This is a genomic window from Mycobacterium parmense (assembly GCF_010730575.1).
GTDB lineage: Bacteria > Actinomycetota > Actinomycetes > Mycobacteriales > Mycobacteriaceae > Mycobacterium > Mycobacterium parmense.
The window spans coordinates 2,055,964-2,072,629 of sequence record NZ_AP022614.1 but is presented as its reverse complement, the minus strand read 5'-3'; the positions used below and the strand labels follow the sequence as shown (position 1 = coordinate 2,072,629).

General features: G+C 65.2%; 16 protein-coding genes. 14 read left to right on the top strand and 2 right to left on the bottom strand.

The window, feature by feature from the left end:
* Nucleotides 1-28: 28 nt before the first annotated feature.
* Both G6N48_RS09155 and G6N48_RS28180 read right to left on the bottom strand, forming a co-directional pair.
* Complete coding sequence (locus G6N48_RS09155; RefSeq protein ID WP_232066582.1) at nucleotides 29-442, bottom strand: type II toxin-antitoxin system VapC family toxin; 414 nt, start codon at nucleotides 440-442, stop codon at nucleotides 29-31.
* The gene (locus G6N48_RS28180; protein WP_139825808.1) at nucleotides 435-689 is read right to left on the bottom strand and encodes a type II toxin-antitoxin system Phd/YefM family antitoxin; all 255 of its coding nucleotides are present in this window, start codon (nucleotides 687-689) and stop codon (nucleotides 435-437) included. Before G6N48_RS28180 ends, G6N48_RS09155 begins: the two co-directional genes overlap by 8 nt.
* Nucleotides 690-842: 153 nt before the next feature.
* Between G6N48_RS28180 and lipL the strand changes: the two genes are divergently transcribed.
* The 14 genes from lipL (at nucleotide 843) to G6N48_RS09085 (ending at nucleotide 16,665) form a co-directional block, all read left to right on the top strand.
* Complete coding sequence (gene lipL / locus G6N48_RS09150) at nucleotides 843-2,129, top strand: esterase/beta-lactamase LipL (protein ID WP_085269602.1); 1,287 nt, start codon at nucleotides 843-845, stop codon at nucleotides 2,127-2,129.
* 412 nt (nucleotides 2,130-2,541) lie between these two features.
* Complete coding sequence (locus tag G6N48_RS09145; protein WP_085269601.1) at nucleotides 2,542-3,801, top strand: nucleotide sugar dehydrogenase; 1,260 nt, start codon at nucleotides 2,542-2,544, stop codon at nucleotides 3,799-3,801.
* A complete protein-coding gene (locus G6N48_RS09140) occupies nucleotides 3,798-4,817 on the top strand; it encodes an NAD-dependent epimerase/dehydratase family protein (protein ID WP_085269600.1) in 1,020 nt (339 codons plus the stop codon). Before G6N48_RS09145 ends, G6N48_RS09140 begins: the two co-directional genes overlap by 4 nt.
* 29 nt (nucleotides 4,818-4,846) lie before the next feature.
* Complete coding sequence (locus G6N48_RS09135) at nucleotides 4,847-6,319, top strand: glycosyltransferase (protein ID WP_085269599.1); 1,473 nt, start codon at nucleotides 4,847-4,849, stop codon at nucleotides 6,317-6,319.
* Nucleotides 6,312-7,886, top strand: a complete 1,575-nt coding sequence (locus tag G6N48_RS09130; protein ID WP_085269598.1) for a hypothetical protein — start codon at nucleotides 6,312-6,314, stop codon at nucleotides 7,884-7,886. The genes G6N48_RS09135 and G6N48_RS09130 overlap by 8 nt, the downstream gene beginning before the upstream one ends.
* Nucleotides 7,887-7,938: 52 nt before the next feature.
* Nucleotides 7,939-8,718: a methyltransferase domain-containing protein gene (locus tag G6N48_RS09125; protein WP_161494216.1), complete on the top strand. Its 780-nt coding sequence runs from the start codon at nucleotides 7,939-7,941 to the stop codon at nucleotides 8,716-8,718.
* A 2-nt stretch (nucleotides 8,719-8,720) separates the two neighbouring features.
* On the top strand, nucleotides 8,721-9,779 hold the full coding sequence (locus G6N48_RS09120) for a rhamnan synthesis F family protein (RefSeq protein WP_085269596.1): 1,059 nt from the start codon (nucleotides 8,721-8,723) through the stop codon (nucleotides 9,777-9,779).
* A gap of 231 nt (nucleotides 9,780-10,010) precedes the next feature.
* Nucleotides 10,011-10,940 carry a rhamnan synthesis F family protein gene (locus tag G6N48_RS09115; protein ID WP_161494215.1) on the top strand — a complete coding sequence of 310 codons (930 nt, stop codon included), beginning with the start codon at nucleotides 10,011-10,013 and terminating at the stop codon, nucleotides 10,938-10,940.
* 149 nt (nucleotides 10,941-11,089) lie between these two features.
* The gene (locus G6N48_RS09110; protein WP_139825807.1) at nucleotides 11,090-11,983 is read left to right on the top strand and encodes a class I SAM-dependent methyltransferase; all 894 of its coding nucleotides are present in this window, start codon (nucleotides 11,090-11,092) and stop codon (nucleotides 11,981-11,983) included.
* A 195-nt stretch (nucleotides 11,984-12,178) separates the two neighbouring features.
* Nucleotides 12,179-13,051, top strand: a complete 873-nt coding sequence (locus G6N48_RS09105) for a hypothetical protein (RefSeq protein WP_085269593.1) — start codon at nucleotides 12,179-12,181, stop codon at nucleotides 13,049-13,051.
* A complete protein-coding gene (gene rfbF, locus G6N48_RS09100; RefSeq protein WP_085269592.1) occupies nucleotides 13,048-13,821 on the top strand; it encodes a glucose-1-phosphate cytidylyltransferase in 774 nt (257 codons plus the stop codon). The genes G6N48_RS09105 and rfbF overlap by 4 nt, the downstream gene beginning before the upstream one ends.
* Nucleotides 13,809-14,897 carry a CDP-glucose 4,6-dehydratase gene (gene rfbG, locus G6N48_RS09095; RefSeq protein ID WP_232066581.1) on the top strand — a complete coding sequence of 363 codons (1,089 nt, stop codon included), beginning with the start codon at nucleotides 13,809-13,811 and terminating at the stop codon, nucleotides 14,895-14,897. The genes rfbF and rfbG overlap by 13 nt, the downstream gene beginning before the upstream one ends.
* Nucleotides 14,894-15,445, top strand: a complete 552-nt coding sequence (locus tag G6N48_RS09090) for a dTDP-4-dehydrorhamnose 3,5-epimerase family protein (protein WP_085269729.1) — start codon at nucleotides 14,894-14,896, stop codon at nucleotides 15,443-15,445. Before rfbG ends, G6N48_RS09090 begins: the two co-directional genes overlap by 4 nt.
* Entirely contained in the window at nucleotides 15,442-16,665 is a 1,224-nt protein-coding gene (locus tag G6N48_RS09085) for a class I SAM-dependent methyltransferase (RefSeq protein ID WP_139825805.1), read from the top strand. The genes G6N48_RS09090 and G6N48_RS09085 overlap by 4 nt, the downstream gene beginning before the upstream one ends.
* Nucleotide 16,666 lies beyond the last annotated feature (1 nt).

Here is a 16,666-nt window from a genome sequence, read left to right as displayed (position 1 = left end):
AATCGCCACACAAGCGGGCACCCTCGGCCTATACGCCGATGACCGTCAGGAGCTGTTCAAGCCCTCGAAAATGGTCTGCGTTGCGCGTGTACAGCGGGAGGTCGATGGCCACGGCGGTGGCAGCGATCAGCAGATCAACGGCGCGGGGGCCCCGCGCCTTGCGTCCGGTTGCGACAACCGCGGCGTAGATGCGCCCATAGGCCCTCGCCGAGTCGCTATCGAAAGGCAGTGGATCGAAGGTGGCCTCCGCTCTTTGTAGGCGATCTTGGCGTCGTGCACGCTCGCCGGCATCGGCCGTCGCGTGAGGGCCGGCGGCAAGCTCAGCCATGGTCAGGGCACTGACGGCCAGTTCGGTAGGGAGTTGCTCGACGTCGATGTGATCCAGATCGATAACGATCGAGGTGTCGATGAGCCCCCGCGACTGACGTGGTGCCTCAGCCACGAGGCGCGATGTCCTGGGCGGCGACCTGATCGAGATCTGCGCGGAACCGTTCGAAGTCCACCGGCGGAGCGCCCCTGAACGCGGCGACGGCCGTTTCGCCGGTGACGAATCGATGCCGGCGCAAGGGAGAAAGCTCGCCGACCGGGATGCCATTCCTGGTCACAACAAATGAGTCGCCCTGGTCGAGCCGGCGCATGATCTCGCCGCTGTGGTTGCGCAGCTCGCGCTGAGTGATTTGTTTGGCCATTCGCCGAGCGTAGCACCTGTGCTACGTTCGGCGGCCCATAAAAATTCCTAACCAGACCTTTGTGCGCACATGTAGGGCCGCAACCCACTAACGGTTTGGTAAATATTTGAGGTTTCTGCATGGAAGGTGTGAAGTCCTAGTAAATTTTGGTTCGTGACGATGGACACCGGAGTCGATCGACGCGCGGTCTTTTATGGCGATGACCCTGACGCAGGTCATCGCATGTCGGGCGCGGCGGACTCCCATTTCGGTTGCGTCGTTCGGAGCTTCGCCAGCATGTTCCCCGCGCGCCGGTTCGGCGGCGGCGCGCTGGCCGTGTATGTCGACGGTCAACCCGTCGTCGACGTGTGGACGGGCTGGTCGGACCGGGGGGGTCAGCGGCCGTGGTCGGAGGACACCGCCCCGATGGTGTTCTCGGCGACCAAGGGGATGGCCGCCACCGTCATCCACCGGCTCGCCGACCGCGGGCTGATCGACTACGACGCGCCGGTCGCCGAGTACTGGCCGGATTTCGCCGCCAACGGCAAGGCCGCCCTCACGGTGCGCCAGGTGATGCGCCACCAGGGCGGCCTGTCCGGTCTGCGCGGCGCCACCATGGAAGACCTGCTGGATCACGTCGCGATGGAGCGGCGATTGGCCGCGGCGGCCCCGGGGCGGCTGCTGGGCAAGTCGGCCTACCACGCGCTCACCTTCGGCTGGCTGATGTCCGGGCTGGCGCGGTCGGTCACCGGAAAAGGCATGGCCGTGCTGATCCGCGAGGAGCTCGCCGCGCCCCTGGGCACCGACGGCATGTACCTGGGACGGCCGCCGGCCGGCGCGCCGACGCGGGCCGCCGAGATCATCCTGCCGAAGAACATGGTCGGCAACCCGATCGTCGGCTACGTGACGCGCAAGGTGGCCAACCAGCTCTCCGGGGCCTACCGGTCGATGTACTTCAAGGGAATCGTCGGTGCCGTCCAAGGTGACATCCCGCTGCTGGACGCCGAGATCCCGGCGGCCAACGGGGTGGTGACGGCACGCGGGCTGGCGAGGATGTACGGCGCCATCGCCAACGACGGCGAGGTCGACGGAACCCAGTTCCTGTCGCGTGAGCTGGTGGCGGGCCTCACCGGCGAGCGAAGCCTGCGCCCGGACCGAAACCTGTTCGTGCCGTTGGCTTTCCACCTGGGCTACCACAGCCTGCCGATCGGCAACGTGATGCCGGGGTTCGGGCATGTCGGCCTGGGCGGCTCGGTCGGGTGGTGCGACCCGGCGACGGGAATCGCTTTCGCGCTGGTGCACAACCGGCTGCTGACGCCGTTCGTGGCGACCGATCACGCCGCCTTCGTCGCGATCTATCAGTTGATGCGGCAGGCCGCCGCGAAGGCGCGCAAACACGGCCTGCGCCCGGTGACCGAATACGGGGCGCCGTACTACCAGCCGGGGGCCGCGACGGGCTGAGGCAGGCGCAGTGATCCGCCGTTCCAGTTGAACGCCGCAAGGCGGATCCGCCGACCGCAATTCCGCCCGCCCAGGTGTGCGCGAATCCATCGACTGCGCGTGTGCGCAAACCGACGGTTTGGAAAGCGGCCGACCACCTCGACCACTCGGGCAGTTGAGGCGTCGTAATTCCAACCGCCCGGTTCGACCCCTTCGCCGCGACTTATTTGTCGTGTGTCCAAAGATCTGAGGGCGCTGGGGCTTTCGTGGAACCGACAAGTTATGGCGATGTTGCGACTTGTTGAAAACGCCCCACCGCTCATAGCGATCTCGTAGGCTCCGAACAATCGGGACCCAAATTGAATATCGCGATCGCTGTCCCCGCCGCCCGAAGTCGAGTGGGCGGGGAGATGGAAACGAAGGGGCGTTTCGCATGACAGCTCAACCCGATACGCGGATCTGCATCATCGGCGGCGCTGGGCATGTCGGACTGCCGCTGGCCCTGGTTCTCGCGGAAGAGGGGTTCCGCGTGGACATCCTCGACACCAACGCCGCCGCGTTGAGGTCGATCATGGCCGGCCGCATGCCGTTCGTCGAGGAGGGCGCAGACGAACTTCTCAAGCGCATACTGCCGACCGGACGTCTCTCGGCGACCACCGACTCATGGGCTGTGCGCAACTCCGACATCGTGATCTGTGTCGTCGGGACGCCGGTCGACGAATACCTGACTCCTCAGGCGCACACCTTCTTTCGGATCATCGACGAGATCAGCCCGTATTTCCATGACGGGCAGACGCTGATCCTGCGAAGCACCGTCTACCCGGGGCTGAGCCGGCGCGTGCACGAGATGTTCCAGGAGCGCGGGATCGGTGTGCACGTGACCTTTTGCCCCGAACGGATCGCGCAGGGGCACTCGATCCGCGAACTGAGGGTCATCCCGCAGATCATCAGTGGGTTCGATGCCGAGGGGTGTCGAGTCGTGCGTGAACTCTTCTCACGGATAGCCGGCGAGATCATCGAGGTACAACCGCAGGAAGCCGAGCTGGCCAAGCTTTTCTGCAACGCCTACCGCTACATCCAATTCGCGGTCGCCAACCAGTTCTACCTGCTCAGCCGCGAGGCCGGCCTCGACTTCAACAGCGTCCACCACGCGGCCACCTACAAGAACGGCCGGGTCGACAGCATGCCCAGGGCCGGCTTGGCGGCCGGGCCCTGCCTGCTGAAGGACACCATGCAGCTCGCCGCCTTCAGCAACAACAACTTCATGCTCGGGCATGCGGCCATGCTGATCAACGAAGGCCAGCCGCAGTTCATCGTCAACATGCTCAAGCGCCGAGTCGACTTGCGCCACAAGACCGTTGGCCTTCTCGGGATGACGTTCAAGGCCGACTGCGACGACACGCGTGATTCGCTCAGCTTCAAGCTGCGGCATCTGCTCATGCTCGAGGCCAAGAAGGTCATGCTGCACGACCCCTTCCTGGACGGCCCGGACTACCACGCCCTCGATGCGGTTCTCGGTCGCGCCGACGTCCTGGTGGTCGGCGTGCCGCATTCCATCTACCGGGGTCTGCGAATCCCGCACGGAAAGATCGTCGAAGACGTGTGGGGATGTCTGGACCTCAGCGAGCTGGAAGACAAGGCGCCACGCGATGCCGCTTTCGCGCGGGCCGGCACAGGTGCGGCGGGCCAGTGAAGGTTCTGGTCACCGGCAGCGCGGGGTTCATCAACGGCTACGTCGTCGACGAGCTGCTTCGCGCCGGGCACGAGGTCGTCGGGATCGACAACTACTCGAAATACGGCAAGGTCGCCAAGAGCTACGACGGGCATCCCGGCTACCACTTCGTCGAGGGCGACGTCAAAGACGTCGACCTCATGTGCCGCCTGGTGCAGGGATGCGACCAGATGGTGGCCAGCGCCGCACGCATCGGCGGCATCACGTACTTCCACGAGTACGCCTACGACCTGCTCGCCGAGAACGAGCGCATTGCCGCAGCGCACTTCGACACCGCGATCTACGCCTACCGCAAGGGCTGGCTCAAGAAGATCAACGTGATCAGCTCGTCGATGGTCTTCGAGAACGCGACCATCTTCCCGACGCCCGAAAAACACATCACCGAATGTCCGCCGCCCACAAGCACATACGGCTTTCAGAAGTTGGCATGTGAGTACTTCGCGCACGGCGCCTACGAGCAGTACGGCCTGCCGTACACCATCATCCGGCCGTTCAACTGTGTGGGCACGGGCGAGCAGCGGGCGCTGGGCGGGCGCGAGATTCCCAGTGGAAATGTCAAACTCGCCATGAGTCACGTGGTTCCGGACCTCATCCAGAAGGTCGCCAAGGGCCAGGACCCCCTGCACATCCTCGGCGACGGCACGCAGGTGCGTCACTACACCTACGGCGGTGATCTGGCTCGCGGCATCCGTACCTGCATGGAGCACCCCGCCGCCCTCAACGGCGACTTCAACCTGTCCACCCCGCAGGCCACCACGGTGCTGGAGTTGGCGGAGGTGATCTGGCGCAAGATGCGTCCCGGCGTCCCGTTCCGCTACGAAAGCGATCCGCCTTTCGAGCATGACGTCCAGCTGCGGTCGCCCGACGTCGAGAAGGCGTCCGAGGTGCTCGGCTTCGAGGCCGCCACCACGCTCGATGCCATGCTCGACGAGGTCATACCCTGGGTCGCGAACGCCGTCGAAGCCGGGACCATCTGACGCGCGTTGGTTCTACCGTTAGGGACGACATGCGCATCGACGGGGACCCTGACCTGCAGCAGCTGTACCGCAACCGGTTCGGCCACACGGTCGAGTCACGCTCTGCGATCTGGGCCGTTCTGGTGCGCGACTTCTTCCAGGCGTGGATCCGGCGCAGCGACACCGTGGTGGACCTCGGATGCGGTTACGGCGAGTTCCTCAACCATGTCAGCGCGGCACGCCGGATCGGCGTCGACCTGAACCCGGACAGTGCCGCGATGCTGGGCGCCGGCATCGAATTCCACCGGGGCCGCGCCGACGATCTCTCGTTCCTCGACGACGATTCGGTCGATGTGGTCTTCACCAGCAATCTGCTGGAGCACCTGGACGGCAAGGCCGAGGTCGAGCGCACCATCGCCGAAGCCGTCAGGGTCCTCAAACCCGGCGGGCACCTGATCGCCATGGGGCCCAACATCCGCTTCGTTCCCGGCAACTACTGGGACTTCTGGGACCACACCGTGCCGATCAGCGACCGGTCGCTGGTCGAACTGCTGAAGTTCAATGATTTCGAGATCGTCGACGACGTCGACCGCTTCCTGCCGTACACCTCTTCCTCGCCGCTGCCCCAGGCGCCGATCCTGGTCCGTACGTACCTGCGCACCCGCGCGGCGTGGCCAATCTTCGGCAAGCAGTTCGTCATTCGCGCCCGCAAGCCGGCCCACCGAAGCGCGGCGGGCGACCGGCGCCTGGTGAGCGTCGTCATCCCGGTCTACAACGAGGGCGACAACATCCAACAATGCGTCAGGAAGCTCAGCGAGGCGCTGGCGGACACCCCACACGAGCTACTGGTGTGTTACGACTTCGACGCGGACAGCACACTGCCGGCTCTGGCCGCGATGCCGGACCGGCCCGCCACGGTGCGCCTGGTGCGAAATTCCCTGGGCAACGGCGTGGCGAACGCGCTGATTGCCGGTTTCGCGGCCGCAGACGGCGACGTCGTCGTCACCAGCATGGCCGACCTGTCGGACCCGCCATCGGTGATCCCGTTGATGGCAGCCAAGATTCGCGACGAGGGAGCCGACGTCGTCAGTGGGTCGCGGTACATGCCGGGCGGGACCCAGCGCGGCGGTCCTCGGTTGAAGACGCTGATGTCGCGGACCGCCGGACTCAGCCTGCATTACGTGGGCCGCGTGCCCACCCACGACGCCACCACCAACTTCCGCGCCTACAGTCGCCGCTTCCTCGAGGAGGTTCCGGTGGAGAGCCTGCGCGGGTTCGAGGTGGGGCTGGAGCTGACGACCAAGGCGCATCTGCTCGGCTACCGAATCGATCAGGTTCCCAGCAGCTGGGATGACCGAACCGCGGGCACCAGCAAGTTCGATCTGATCGGCTGGCTGCCGGCCTACCTGCACTGGTACGGCGTGGCGATGCGGCGCCCGATGCTGACCTGGGCCGGCGGCGGGCTCGCCTCGCTGGGGGCGTTCCGGCTGCTGCGACGGTACCGAGCGGGCGACGATGAGTGAGCAGGTGGACTCGGCGCCGGCGGACGCGGTCGCCGAGCAGGCGCCGCACGTGCCCTCTGACGACCGGGTGCCGCGGGCCACGAACGAGGTGCCGAAGACGCGCAACCGTGTACCCGCGCTGTTGATCGCCGTCGCCTGCGCCGTCTTCGGCGCCAAGCTCATGGTCATCTCGGCGCTCGGCTCGCCCATGCCACTGCTGGATCAGTGGGACGCGGAGGCGTCGAGGCTGTATTCGCCCTACCTCAAGGGGGTGCTCTCCTTCGCCGATCTCTTCGCTCCGCATAACGAGCACCGCATCTTCGTGGCGCGGGTGCTCGCCCTGGTGCATCTGGAACTGGCCGGCCACTGGGACACGCGTCTGGAGATGATCGTCGGCGCGGTCGTCCACACCGCGGCGATCACCTGGCTCGCGGCGCTGTTGATGCCGCTGGTCGCGCCGCACCGCCGGCTGCTGTTCGCGTGCTTCGTCGCGTGGCTCTTCGCGATTCCCATCGGGTACGAGAACGAGCTGTGGGGCTTTCAGTGTCAGCTCTACCTCGCGCTGCTGTTCGGCATCGCGACGCTCGTGGGATTCGCCACCGCGCCGGCTTTCTCCGCGCGTTGGTTCGGTGCGCTCACCGCCGCGGTCCTCGGTTGCCTGTCCTTCGGGGTGGGGGTGGCGGCGATCGTGGCGGCCGGCGGGCTGGTGGGCCTGCAGCTGGCCGCCGACGTCAGGAAGCGCTGCGGCCGTGAGTTCGTCGCGATCGCCGTCATGGTCTCCGTCGCCGTGGCCATGGTCGGGTGGGAGGGGACCGCCGCGGCTTCGACGACCACCCCGTGGGCGTTCGCCGAGGGGCTGTGCGAATACGGCGTCCTGACGTTGGCCGGTGTCGCGCCGATGATCTGGTACTGCCGCCACATCCTCGACGGGCGCCCGGCCGTCTCCCACCGCGCCTGGGTGGCCCTCGGAATAGGCGGATGGCTCCTCATCCAGCTCGCGATGCTCGCCTACGGTCGTGGAACCCTCATCGCAGTACGGTATTTGGATATCGTCCTGCTCGCGTACCCGCTGGGACTGGTGGCGGTGTTCGCGCTGGCGGACGGGGCGCGTTCCCCGCGATCGCAGCGTTACGCGCGGCGCTGCGCCGCGGCGTGGATGTTCATCGTGGTGGCGGCCATCGCGGCGCTCGGTTACTGCGGCTCGCTGCTCGGAGCCGTTGACTGGAGCAGGTCGGCGCGTCAACAGCAGGTGAATGCGCAGGCCTACCTCGAAACGAACGACATCGGCGATCTTCGAGCCGGCGGCGGGCACGGCGTTGTGGGGAGCCTCGCGTATCCCAACCCGCAGCGCCTGGCCCGTATCCTCGGGGACCCCGACGTCAGGGCGATACTGCCGGTCGAGATCCGGCCTTCCGGCGCCGACAACGCCTGGGTCCGCAGTCGCCTGTGGCTACGGGGGGCGCTGGCCGGCGCCACCGCCGGCGCCGTCGGCCTGATGCTCGCGATAGGACCTGCGTTGCTGGCTCTGGGGGTAACGTTGCTCTTCGCTTGCGGAGCACGACGAAGCCCGGTGACACCGAGACGGTGATGTCACGCCACTGCGCGCTGGCCGACCGAGAAGGAATGTGATGCGCCAAACAGTGAAAGAGTTCGCGCCGAAGTCGGCAGTCGACCTTTTCTACATCCTGAAATATGCCCGGTGGCGTCTTCCTGTCCGCCAGAAGTATCAGAGCGTCGTCGAAAACAAGCACGGAATCGAGATCGGTGGCCCGAGTGCGCTGTTCAAAACGGTGCTGCCCCTCTATCAGTTCGTCGGCGAACTGGACGGGGTCAACTTCGGCACGGACACGATCTGGGAGGGCCGGATCGAGGCCGGCCGGAACTTCAACTATGACGGCAACAGAGTCGGCAGGCAGTTCATCTCGGAGGCGACCGACCTGAGTCAGATCGCCGACGAGCAATACGACTTTCTGCTGTCCTCGAACTGCCTTGAGCACGTGGCGAATCCACTCAAGGCTCTCGCGGAGTGGAAGAGGGTCATCAAACCGGGGGGAGGGTTCATCCTGGTGCTTCCGCGCAAAGAGAGCAACTTCGACCATCGCCGCCCGATCACGAGGTTCGACCACCTGTTGGACGACTTCAATCGCGGGATGGGGGAGGACGACCTCACCCACCTCGATGAGATCTTGTCGCTGCACGACCTGAAGATGGATCCGCCCGCCGGCGACTTGGAGCATTTTCGGCAACGGAGCCTGAAGAATTTCGAGAACCGGACTCTGCATCACCACGTGTTCGACGCGCCGCTGATCGAACAGGTTCTGGGCCACCTCGGCTTCGACATCGTCGACCTGACCACTACCAAGAGTGATTATTTCGCACTCGCGACCAAGGATGTCGGAGCCGGCAGTCCCGCGGAATAAGCATGCACCGATGGTCTGAGATCGCCCGGGCACATCTGACGAGGCTGCGTAGCGAATCCGAGCGCACCGCCTACCGAGTCGCGCAACGCTACCGCCAGGATCGCGACGCGCTGTCATTCGTCTGCGAGACGCACCAGGAGTTGCCGCGCCAGCCTGCGCCCGGCCGACGGACGTTGCTGCTCTTCGCTCACTTCGATCCGCAGGGCATCGTCGACCCCTACGTCGTCTACTACCTGAAGGCGCTGTACAGCCTGGGTGCGTCGATCGTTTTCGTCTCCGGCTCACCGCACCTGACACCGGAGTCGGTGGCTCCCATCCGACCGCTGTGCGCCGGGATCTTCACCCGCCAGACGCTGTCGCTCGACTTCGGCTCGTGGCACCTGGCGTGGTGCATCATGCGGGACCGCGGCTGGTCGCTCGACCAGTTCGACCGGTTGGTCATCGCCAACGACAGCGTGTACGGCCCGCTGTTCCCCATCGCAGAGATGTGGAGCACCTTCCGAGGCGCGGACATGTACGGCGCCATCGAGAACACTGAACAGAAGCGCCACATCCAGTCGTTCTTTCTGGCCTGGGACCTCAACTCGCGCACCCGCCGGTTCCTCCACGACGAGTGGGACAACTTCACATACGTCGTCGACAAACTGCTCCTGATCCGGCGCTACGAGGTCGGTTTGTCCACGCGGGCGCTCGGGGCGGGGCTCAGCATCAAACCGTTCGTCTCCGTCGCCGACGTCAAGGCGATGGGTGAGCGCGTACCGAATCATCAATGGTCGCAGCGGTTGTCCTGGCCGCGACCTCCCAACACCACCATCTACTTCTGGGATGTCCTGATCGAGCATCTGCGCTTCCCGTTCCTCAAGACCAGATTGCCGCGCCACAACGAGCCCTGGCAGGATTCCATCCCGCAGCTGCGCGAGTTCATCGAACAGCACACCGAGTACCCCTACGAGCTCATCGAATCCAACCTCGACCGACTCGGACTCGGCGAGTCCGCCTGGGTGCGACCGAAGACCTCCGCCCGACGCATTCGAACGTGGGTCGAGTCCCGCGGTGTGTGACGCCTCCCTGTTACGCTCTGACGCGGTCCTGTCACGCACGACGAGGGAAGTCTGACCTTGAGCGATCGGGAACCCCGATTTGCGTTCGGTGGCCTCGCCGGAAAGTTCCAGCGACCGGACGCGCTCCGAAATTGGCAGGCGCCAGACGTTTTGGGCGCCATGTGGAGATTCCCCGGGACCCTGCGTGACGAATCCGTCCGCGACTCCCACCGAGCCGCTATCCGCTACCGCGTGAGCGGGGATGCGCTGGGCTTCATCTGTCAAAATCATCAGGAGCTTCCGCCGCAGCCACCGCCGGACCGGCGCACGCTGGTTCTCTTCGCGCACTTCGACCCGCAGGGCGTCGTCGACCCCTACGTCGTCTACTACCTACGGGCGCTGAACCGGCTCGGAGCCACGGTCGTCTTCGTCTCGGGGTCGCCGACGCTGACCGCGGAGTCGGTCGCCCCGCTCCGCTCGCTGTGTGCGGGCATCTTCACTCGCCGGACACTTTCGCTCGATTTCGGCTCCTGGCACCTCGCGTGGTCGGTCGTCCGGCAGCGCGGCTGGTCGCTCGACCAATTCGACCGCCTGGTCCTCACCAACGACAGCGTGTACGGTCCGCTCTTCCCGATCAAAGAGATGTGGGACTGCTTCCACGGCGCCGACATGTACGGAGCCATCGAGAGTGCCGAGTACGCTGCCCACTTGCAGTCCTTCTTCCTGGCGTGGGATCTCAACTCGCGGACGCGCCCATTTCTCGAAGATTTCTGGGACGGGTTCCGCTACATCGTCGACAAGCCTCGCCTCATCCGGCGCTACGAGATCGGCATGTCCAGGCGCGCCCGCGCGGCGGGGCTCACGATCACACCGTTCGTCTCGGCCGCGGCCGTCGAAGCCGCCTACAGCCGGTCGCCGGCGCACCAGTGGGCCGGCAGGTTCGCCGGCCCACCCACGAACAACACGCTCTATTTCTGGGACGGCCTCATCGAGCACCTGCGGTTCCCGTTCCTCAAGACGGTCCTGCCGCGCCACAACGCCCCGTGGCACGACTCCATGACACAGCTGCGCGAGTTCCTCGAGCAGCACACCGATTATCCCTACGGTCTGATCGAAGCGAACGTGAACCGGCTCGGCTGCGGACCCCGTTCGTGGGTCAGGCCACCTGTGAAGCCGTCCTAGGCGTCAGTCAGCGATCGCCGGCTAGGTGGTCCGGCGTCCCCCAAACCGTTTCGGGGCAATCGTCTCCAACACCGTTGCCCTGGTGGCGACCTGAGCCGGGTCGCGGGCGCATGGGGGCGGTTTCAGGTGACCCCTACAATAGGTGCGATATGAGTGGTTCACCGCGGCGAAAGACCCACAAGCGCGTACTCGCCAACATGTCGGTGACCCAGATCAGGGACTACCTGCGGCTGACGCTGGCGGGTCGCGGTCTGCGCGAAGTAGCCCGGCCTCCCGCTTTCCGCATACCTTGGCGCTATCCGTACAGGGGCCGCGAGGCGATGCTGAGGGCCCTGGGGCCAGAGCTTGCGGCGATGACCACGTGGACGGCGGCGGACTCCGAGCCGCGTGGCGAGAAGTTGGGGCCGCGTAGCCCTACGTTGTTGCGCCACTTGCCTGTTCGTGAGTCCGTGGTCGACCGGGCCAGACCGATCAGGATGTTGGTGATCGGTGGCTTCTACGGAGGGGCGCTACCGGCGTGGCAGGAGTACCTGCACGCCGACTCGCTCATCGTCGGCCTCGACGTCGATTCGAAGTTGTTGAGGGTCGCGAATTCCGAAGGCAGTTACGTCCGCGTCGGCGCCGAGCAAGAGGTCTGTTCGCTCAAGGACGTGGCCGCGGAATTCGGTCCGTTCGACGTCATCGTCGACGGAGGCCGCCATACGAGCTCGCACATGGTGGATTCGTTCCGCTGCCTTTTCGCGAATGCGTTGATCGACGGCGGCGTCTACATCGTCGAAGACGTCGACTGCGACTACTCGACGTTCTACCGCGACAGCCCCGTTTCTTTCATGGAGCTCATCCGGGCGTTGATCGACGCGATGCACAGCCATTACCAGGTTGCCACCGGCGAGACCGGCTTTCGGGCAGGCCCCCCGGCCCGGGCCCAAGAGGCTTCGGTGCCGGTCATCACCGCGATCCTCGGCAGCGTCGAGATCCACGATTCCGTCGTCGTCGTGCGCCGTGCTCTCCGCAACCCGAAGCCGAGCGCCTACCGGGCTTGACGGGTCGACGTGACGCGACGAGTCGCGCCCTTATGGCCAGAACCGGCCGCGAGCTAGCTAGACTGCCCGCATGACGAACCCATCGGCCCCCGCCCTGCCCTCGGTGCGCTCCGCCGCCGAACGGTGGATGTGTTCGTAAAAGCCCCGAGCGCGTCGTCTCCGACGAGCGTTCCATCCGGGAACTGATCCGCAATCATGATTCACAGCTTCTGCGTTACGCACAAGAAGCCACTATTGCCCGACAAATGGTATGACGACTGCATCGCGCTCGGCAATTTCCAAACCGACTCCGCCTGTCATGTAAAGCAACTGGACCCGTTTTGGCACGAGGCTCGTTCGATCGCCTACGGCGCCGCGGGAACGCACGCTCTGCCGGTCGCGATCGAAAGGTTCGCCGGCGAGGCCGAGCTCATCGAGATCTCCTCGTATCGAAAGAGGGTTCTTCCTTTCGCCGTCGGCTCGGAATCGCATTCGTATCCCACGATGCGGGAACTGAACATGGACAGCGTGGATGAAGAGGTCGAGCTATCTGCCTCCATGCTGAGAGGCGACGTCGGTTTCCTGCTTGCGCAACCCATTTTTCTTGCGGAGTCGGTGCTGGGGCAGTATGCATCGGGCCACCAGTTGAAGGACATCCTTGATTACACCAATTTGGCAGTTGAATTAGGCGTGCTGGATTCCCGTTCGGTGACGGAGCTGCTGGGCGCGAAGCACTTCATCCCGGGAGGCATCGAACTCGGAATCTACCCGAAGTCCTGGCTGGTGCAGGCCCTGTCGAAAATCGAGGTTGTCGGTAGGCAATTCCTGTGCCGGTACGGCGACCGTGTGAAAAAATACAACGATCAGCAAATCAGGGCCGTCGGATTTCTTTCCGAAAGATTGGGGTCTTACCTGCTGATCCGTCATCTGAACGAAAGATATGCGCGCAACATCCCCGCCGAAGTCTTCGGGTACATGACTGTGATAGTAGAAGGTGACACGAGATACTCCGCGGGACTGGCGGAGGCGGCGGATCGGCCGAAGGTGACATCAAGTTGGTATCAGCGAAAACAAAAGCGAGCTCGATGAAAGCCGTATTGCTTGCAGGCGGTCTCGGCACACGAATCCGGGAGGAAACCGTCATCCGCCCCAAGCCGATGGTGGAGATCGGTGGACGACCGATCCTGTGGCATATCATGAAACTCTATTCCCACCACGGCATCCACGACTTCGTCGTCTGCTGTGGCTACAAGGGTTATGTGATCAAAGAATATTTCGCCAACTATTTTCTGCACATGTCGGACGTGACTTTCGACATGTCCGCCAACAAGATGGAAGTTCACGAGCGGCACGCAGAACCGTGGCGGGTCACATTGGTGGACACCGGGGACGACACGCTGACCGGCGGGCGCCTCAAGCGCGTGGCGGCCTACATCGAGGACGATGACGCGTTCTGTTTCACCTACGGCGACGGCCTCAGCGACGTCGACATCGGCGCGAGCATCGAGTTTCACCGTCGGCACGGGCGACACGCGACCGTGACTGCGGTGCTTCCGCCCGGTCGCTACGGGGCCATCGAATGCGACGGCGAGCAGGTCACGGGCTTCGCCGAGAAGCCACGCGGCGACGGAGGCCTCATCAACGGCGGATTCTTCGTGTTGTCGCCCGCGGTGCTCGACTACATCGACGGTGACGAGACCTCCTGGGAGGGCCCGCCGTTGGCTCGCCTGGCCGCCGACGGCCAGATGATGGCCTTCGAGCATTCCGGGTTCTGGCAACCGATGGACACGCTGCGGGACAAGAACATGCTCGAAGAGTTGTGGAGCAGCGGCGAGGCGCCGTGGAAATGCTGGCGTTGAACGCTTTCGGAACTGCGTATCGCGGACGCCGCGTCCTGGTCACCGGCCATACCGGCTTCAAAGGCAGTTGGCTGTGTCTGTGGCTACAGGCGCTGGGCTCGGAGGTCGCCGGGCTCGCATTGGACCCGCCGTCCGAGCCCAGCCATTGGGACCTGCTGAAGCTGCAGGTGAAGGACCATCGCATCGACGTCCGGGACGAGGCCGAAGTCCGCAGGGTCGTCACCGCCGAGCGGCCGGAGATCATCTTCCACCTGGCCGCCCAGCCTTTGGTCCGCCGGTCCTACCGGGAGCCCGTCACCACGTGGGCCACCAACGTGATGGGCACGGCGCACGTGCTGGAAGCGGCCCGTCACACACCGGGAGTCCGCGCCGTGGTGGTGGTCACGACCGACAAGTGTTACGAGAATCGCGAATGGCCGTGGCCGTATCGGGAACGGGACCGGCTGGGGGGCCACGATCCGTACAGCGCGTCGAAGGCCGGCGCCGAGCTGGTCGCCGCCAGTTACCGGACCGCGTTTCTGCAAGACCCCTCGGCGCCGTTGCTGGCGACCGCCAGGGGCGGCAACGTGATCGGCGGGGGTGACTGGTCCGAGGACCGGCTGATTCCCGACCTGGTGCGTTCGCTCATCGCCCGCGAGCCGCTGGTGATCCGCTCGCCGCACGCCACGCGCCCCTGGCAGCACGTGCTGGATTGCCTCAGCGGATACCTGTTACTGGGGCAACGGCTCCTGGCAGGCGACGCCGAGTGTGCCGACGCGTGGAACTTCGGACCCGATGGGGAAGGAAACCGTACCGTGGAGCGGGTTCTCCAAGACCTTGCCCGCACCTGGCCGCAGCTCCGCTGGAACGTCGCGTCCGGTCCCCAGCCGCACGAGGCGGGCCTGCTCCAGCTCGACAGCGCCAAGGCGAAGATGCACCTCGGGTGGCGGCCCGTCTGGAACCTCGAGAGCGCGATTGCCCACACCGCGCAGTGGTATCGCCGATTCGTCGAGGTCGGCGAGGTGTCGAGTGCCGAGGAACTGGCCGCTTATGTCGCCGACGCCGGTGACTCCGGCCTGAGATGGGCGACCGCATGAAGATCCTCGACACCCCGATCGCCGATCTGAAGCTCGTGGAATCCACGCCGCATCGCGATGCCCGTGGCGCGTTCGTCCGCCTCTTCTGCGCTCAAGAACTTTCGCCCTTGCTGGGGCACCGCCAGATCGCGCAGATCAACCACTCCACAACCAGTCACGCCGGGGCCGTGCGCGGCATGCATTTCCAGCGTCCACCGCATGCGGAGATGAAGATGGTTCGCTGCCTTCGCGGCCGGGTCTGGGACGTGGCGGTCGACCTGCGCGCCGGATCCCCGACGTTCCTTCGTTGGCACGCCCAGGAATTGGCGCAGGACGACGCGCGCATGCTGCTCATCCCGGAGGGCTTCGCTCACGGCTTCCAGGCCTTGGAGCCCGACAGCGAGTTGCTCTACCTGCACACGGAGTTCTACCAGCCGCCGTACGAGGGCGGGCTGCGCTACGACGACCCGAGACTCGCCATCGGATGGCCGCTGCCGCCGAAGGACCTGTCGCCGCGCGACCTTTCCCATCCGCTCGTCGGTGCCGATTTCAGCGGAGTCGCCCTATGAAATGCCGACACTGCGGCACCCGCTTGGAGAACAACTTCGTCGATCTCGGCTTCGCGCCCCCCTCGAACGCCTACCTGCGCGCCGAGGACCTGTCCAGCCCCGAGGTGCACTATCCGCTGCGGGTGAAGGTGTGTGACCGGTGCTGGCTGGTGCAGACCGAGGATTACGCCCGCGCCGAAGATCTCTTCAGCGCGGATTACGCATACTTCTCCAGCACCTCCACCAGTTGGCTCGACCACGCTGCCGCCTACGTCCGCATGATCACCGACCGGCTCCAACTGGGGCCGCAAAGCTTCGTCATCGAGGTGGCCTCCAACGACGGCTACCTACTCAAAAATTTTGTCGCGGATGGTATTCCGTGCCTGGGCATCGAGCCGACGGCGAGCACGGCCGCCGCCGCCGAAGCGCTGGGCATCCCGGTGCAACGGGAGTTCTTCGGGGAAGCCCTGGGGCGTCGGCTGGCCGGTGAAGGACGGGGCGTCGACCTGATCCTCGGCAACAACGTGTATGCCCATGTGCCGGACATCAACGACTTCACTCGTGGGCTCGCCGCCGTGCTGAAACCGGAAGGCACGGTCACGCTGGAGTTTCCGCATCTGATGCCGTTGATCGAACGCACCCAGTTCGACACCATCTACCACGAGCATTTCTCCTATCTGTCACTCACGACCGTGTCACGCGTCTTCGCCGCCGCCGGCCTGCGGGTGTGGGACGTCGAAGAGTTGCCGACTCACGGCGGCAGCCTGCGCGTGTACGGCTGCCATGCCGCGGCGCCGATTTCGGCGACGGACCGCGTCGCGGTGCTGCTGACGCGGGAGGAGGAGTTCGGGCTGACCCGGCCCGAGACCTACGCGGCTTTCCAGTCGTCCGCCGACCGCGTCAAGGATGACCTGGTGGCCTTTCTCATCGAACAGAAGCGCTCCGGTCGGCGCGTGGCGGCCTACGGCGCCGCCGCGAAAGGGAACACGCTGTTGAACTACGCGGGTGTCCGGCCGGACCTGCTGCCGTACGTCTGCGATGCCGCGCTGTCGAAGCAGGGCAAATTCATGCCGGGCAGCCACCTTCCCATCCGATCACCCGACGCGCTGCGGGAAAATCCGCCGGACTTCGTCGTCATCCTGCCGTGGAACATCGCGCGGGAGGTGAAGACCCAGTTGGCTGACCTCACCGGCCTCGGCACGCGTTTCGTGACAGCGGTTCCCGAGTTGACCGTCGTGTGAG

What these genes read in the sequence shown, in the direction of transcription:
- G6N48_RS09105 (WP_085269593.1), top strand. Translation starts at nt 12,179, where the DNA reads ATGATTCACAGCTTCTGCGTTACGCACAAGAAGCCACTATTGCCCGAC.
- rfbF (WP_085269592.1), top strand. Translation starts at nt 13,048, where the DNA reads ATGAAAGCCGTATTGCTTGCAGGCGGTCTCGGCACACGAATCCGGGAG.
- rfbG (WP_232066581.1), top strand. Translation starts at nt 13,809, where the DNA reads ATGCTGGCGTTGAACGCTTTCGGAACTGCGTATCGCGGACGCCGCGTC.
- G6N48_RS09135 (WP_085269599.1), top strand. Translation starts at nt 4,847, where the DNA reads ATGCGCATCGACGGGGACCCTGACCTGCAGCAGCTGTACCGCAACCGG.
- G6N48_RS09090 (WP_085269729.1), top strand. Translation starts at nt 14,894, where the DNA reads ATGAAGATCCTCGACACCCCGATCGCCGATCTGAAGCTCGTGGAATCC.
- G6N48_RS09145 (WP_085269601.1), top strand. Translation starts at nt 2,542, where the DNA reads ATGACAGCTCAACCCGATACGCGGATCTGCATCATCGGCGGCGCTGGG.
- G6N48_RS09110 (WP_139825807.1), top strand. Translation starts at nt 11,090, where the DNA reads ATGAGTGGTTCACCGCGGCGAAAGACCCACAAGCGCGTACTCGCCAAC.
- G6N48_RS09120 (WP_085269596.1), top strand. Translation starts at nt 8,721, where the DNA reads ATGCACCGATGGTCTGAGATCGCCCGGGCACATCTGACGAGGCTGCGT.
- G6N48_RS09130 (WP_085269598.1), top strand. Translation starts at nt 6,312, where the DNA reads ATGAGTGAGCAGGTGGACTCGGCGCCGGCGGACGCGGTCGCCGAGCAG.
- G6N48_RS28180 (WP_139825808.1), bottom strand. Translation starts at nt 689, where the DNA reads ATGGCCAAACAAATCACTCAGCGCGAGCTGCGCAACCACAGCGGCGAG.
- G6N48_RS09085 (WP_139825805.1), top strand. Translation starts at nt 15,442, where the DNA reads ATGAAATGCCGACACTGCGGCACCCGCTTGGAGAACAACTTCGTCGAT.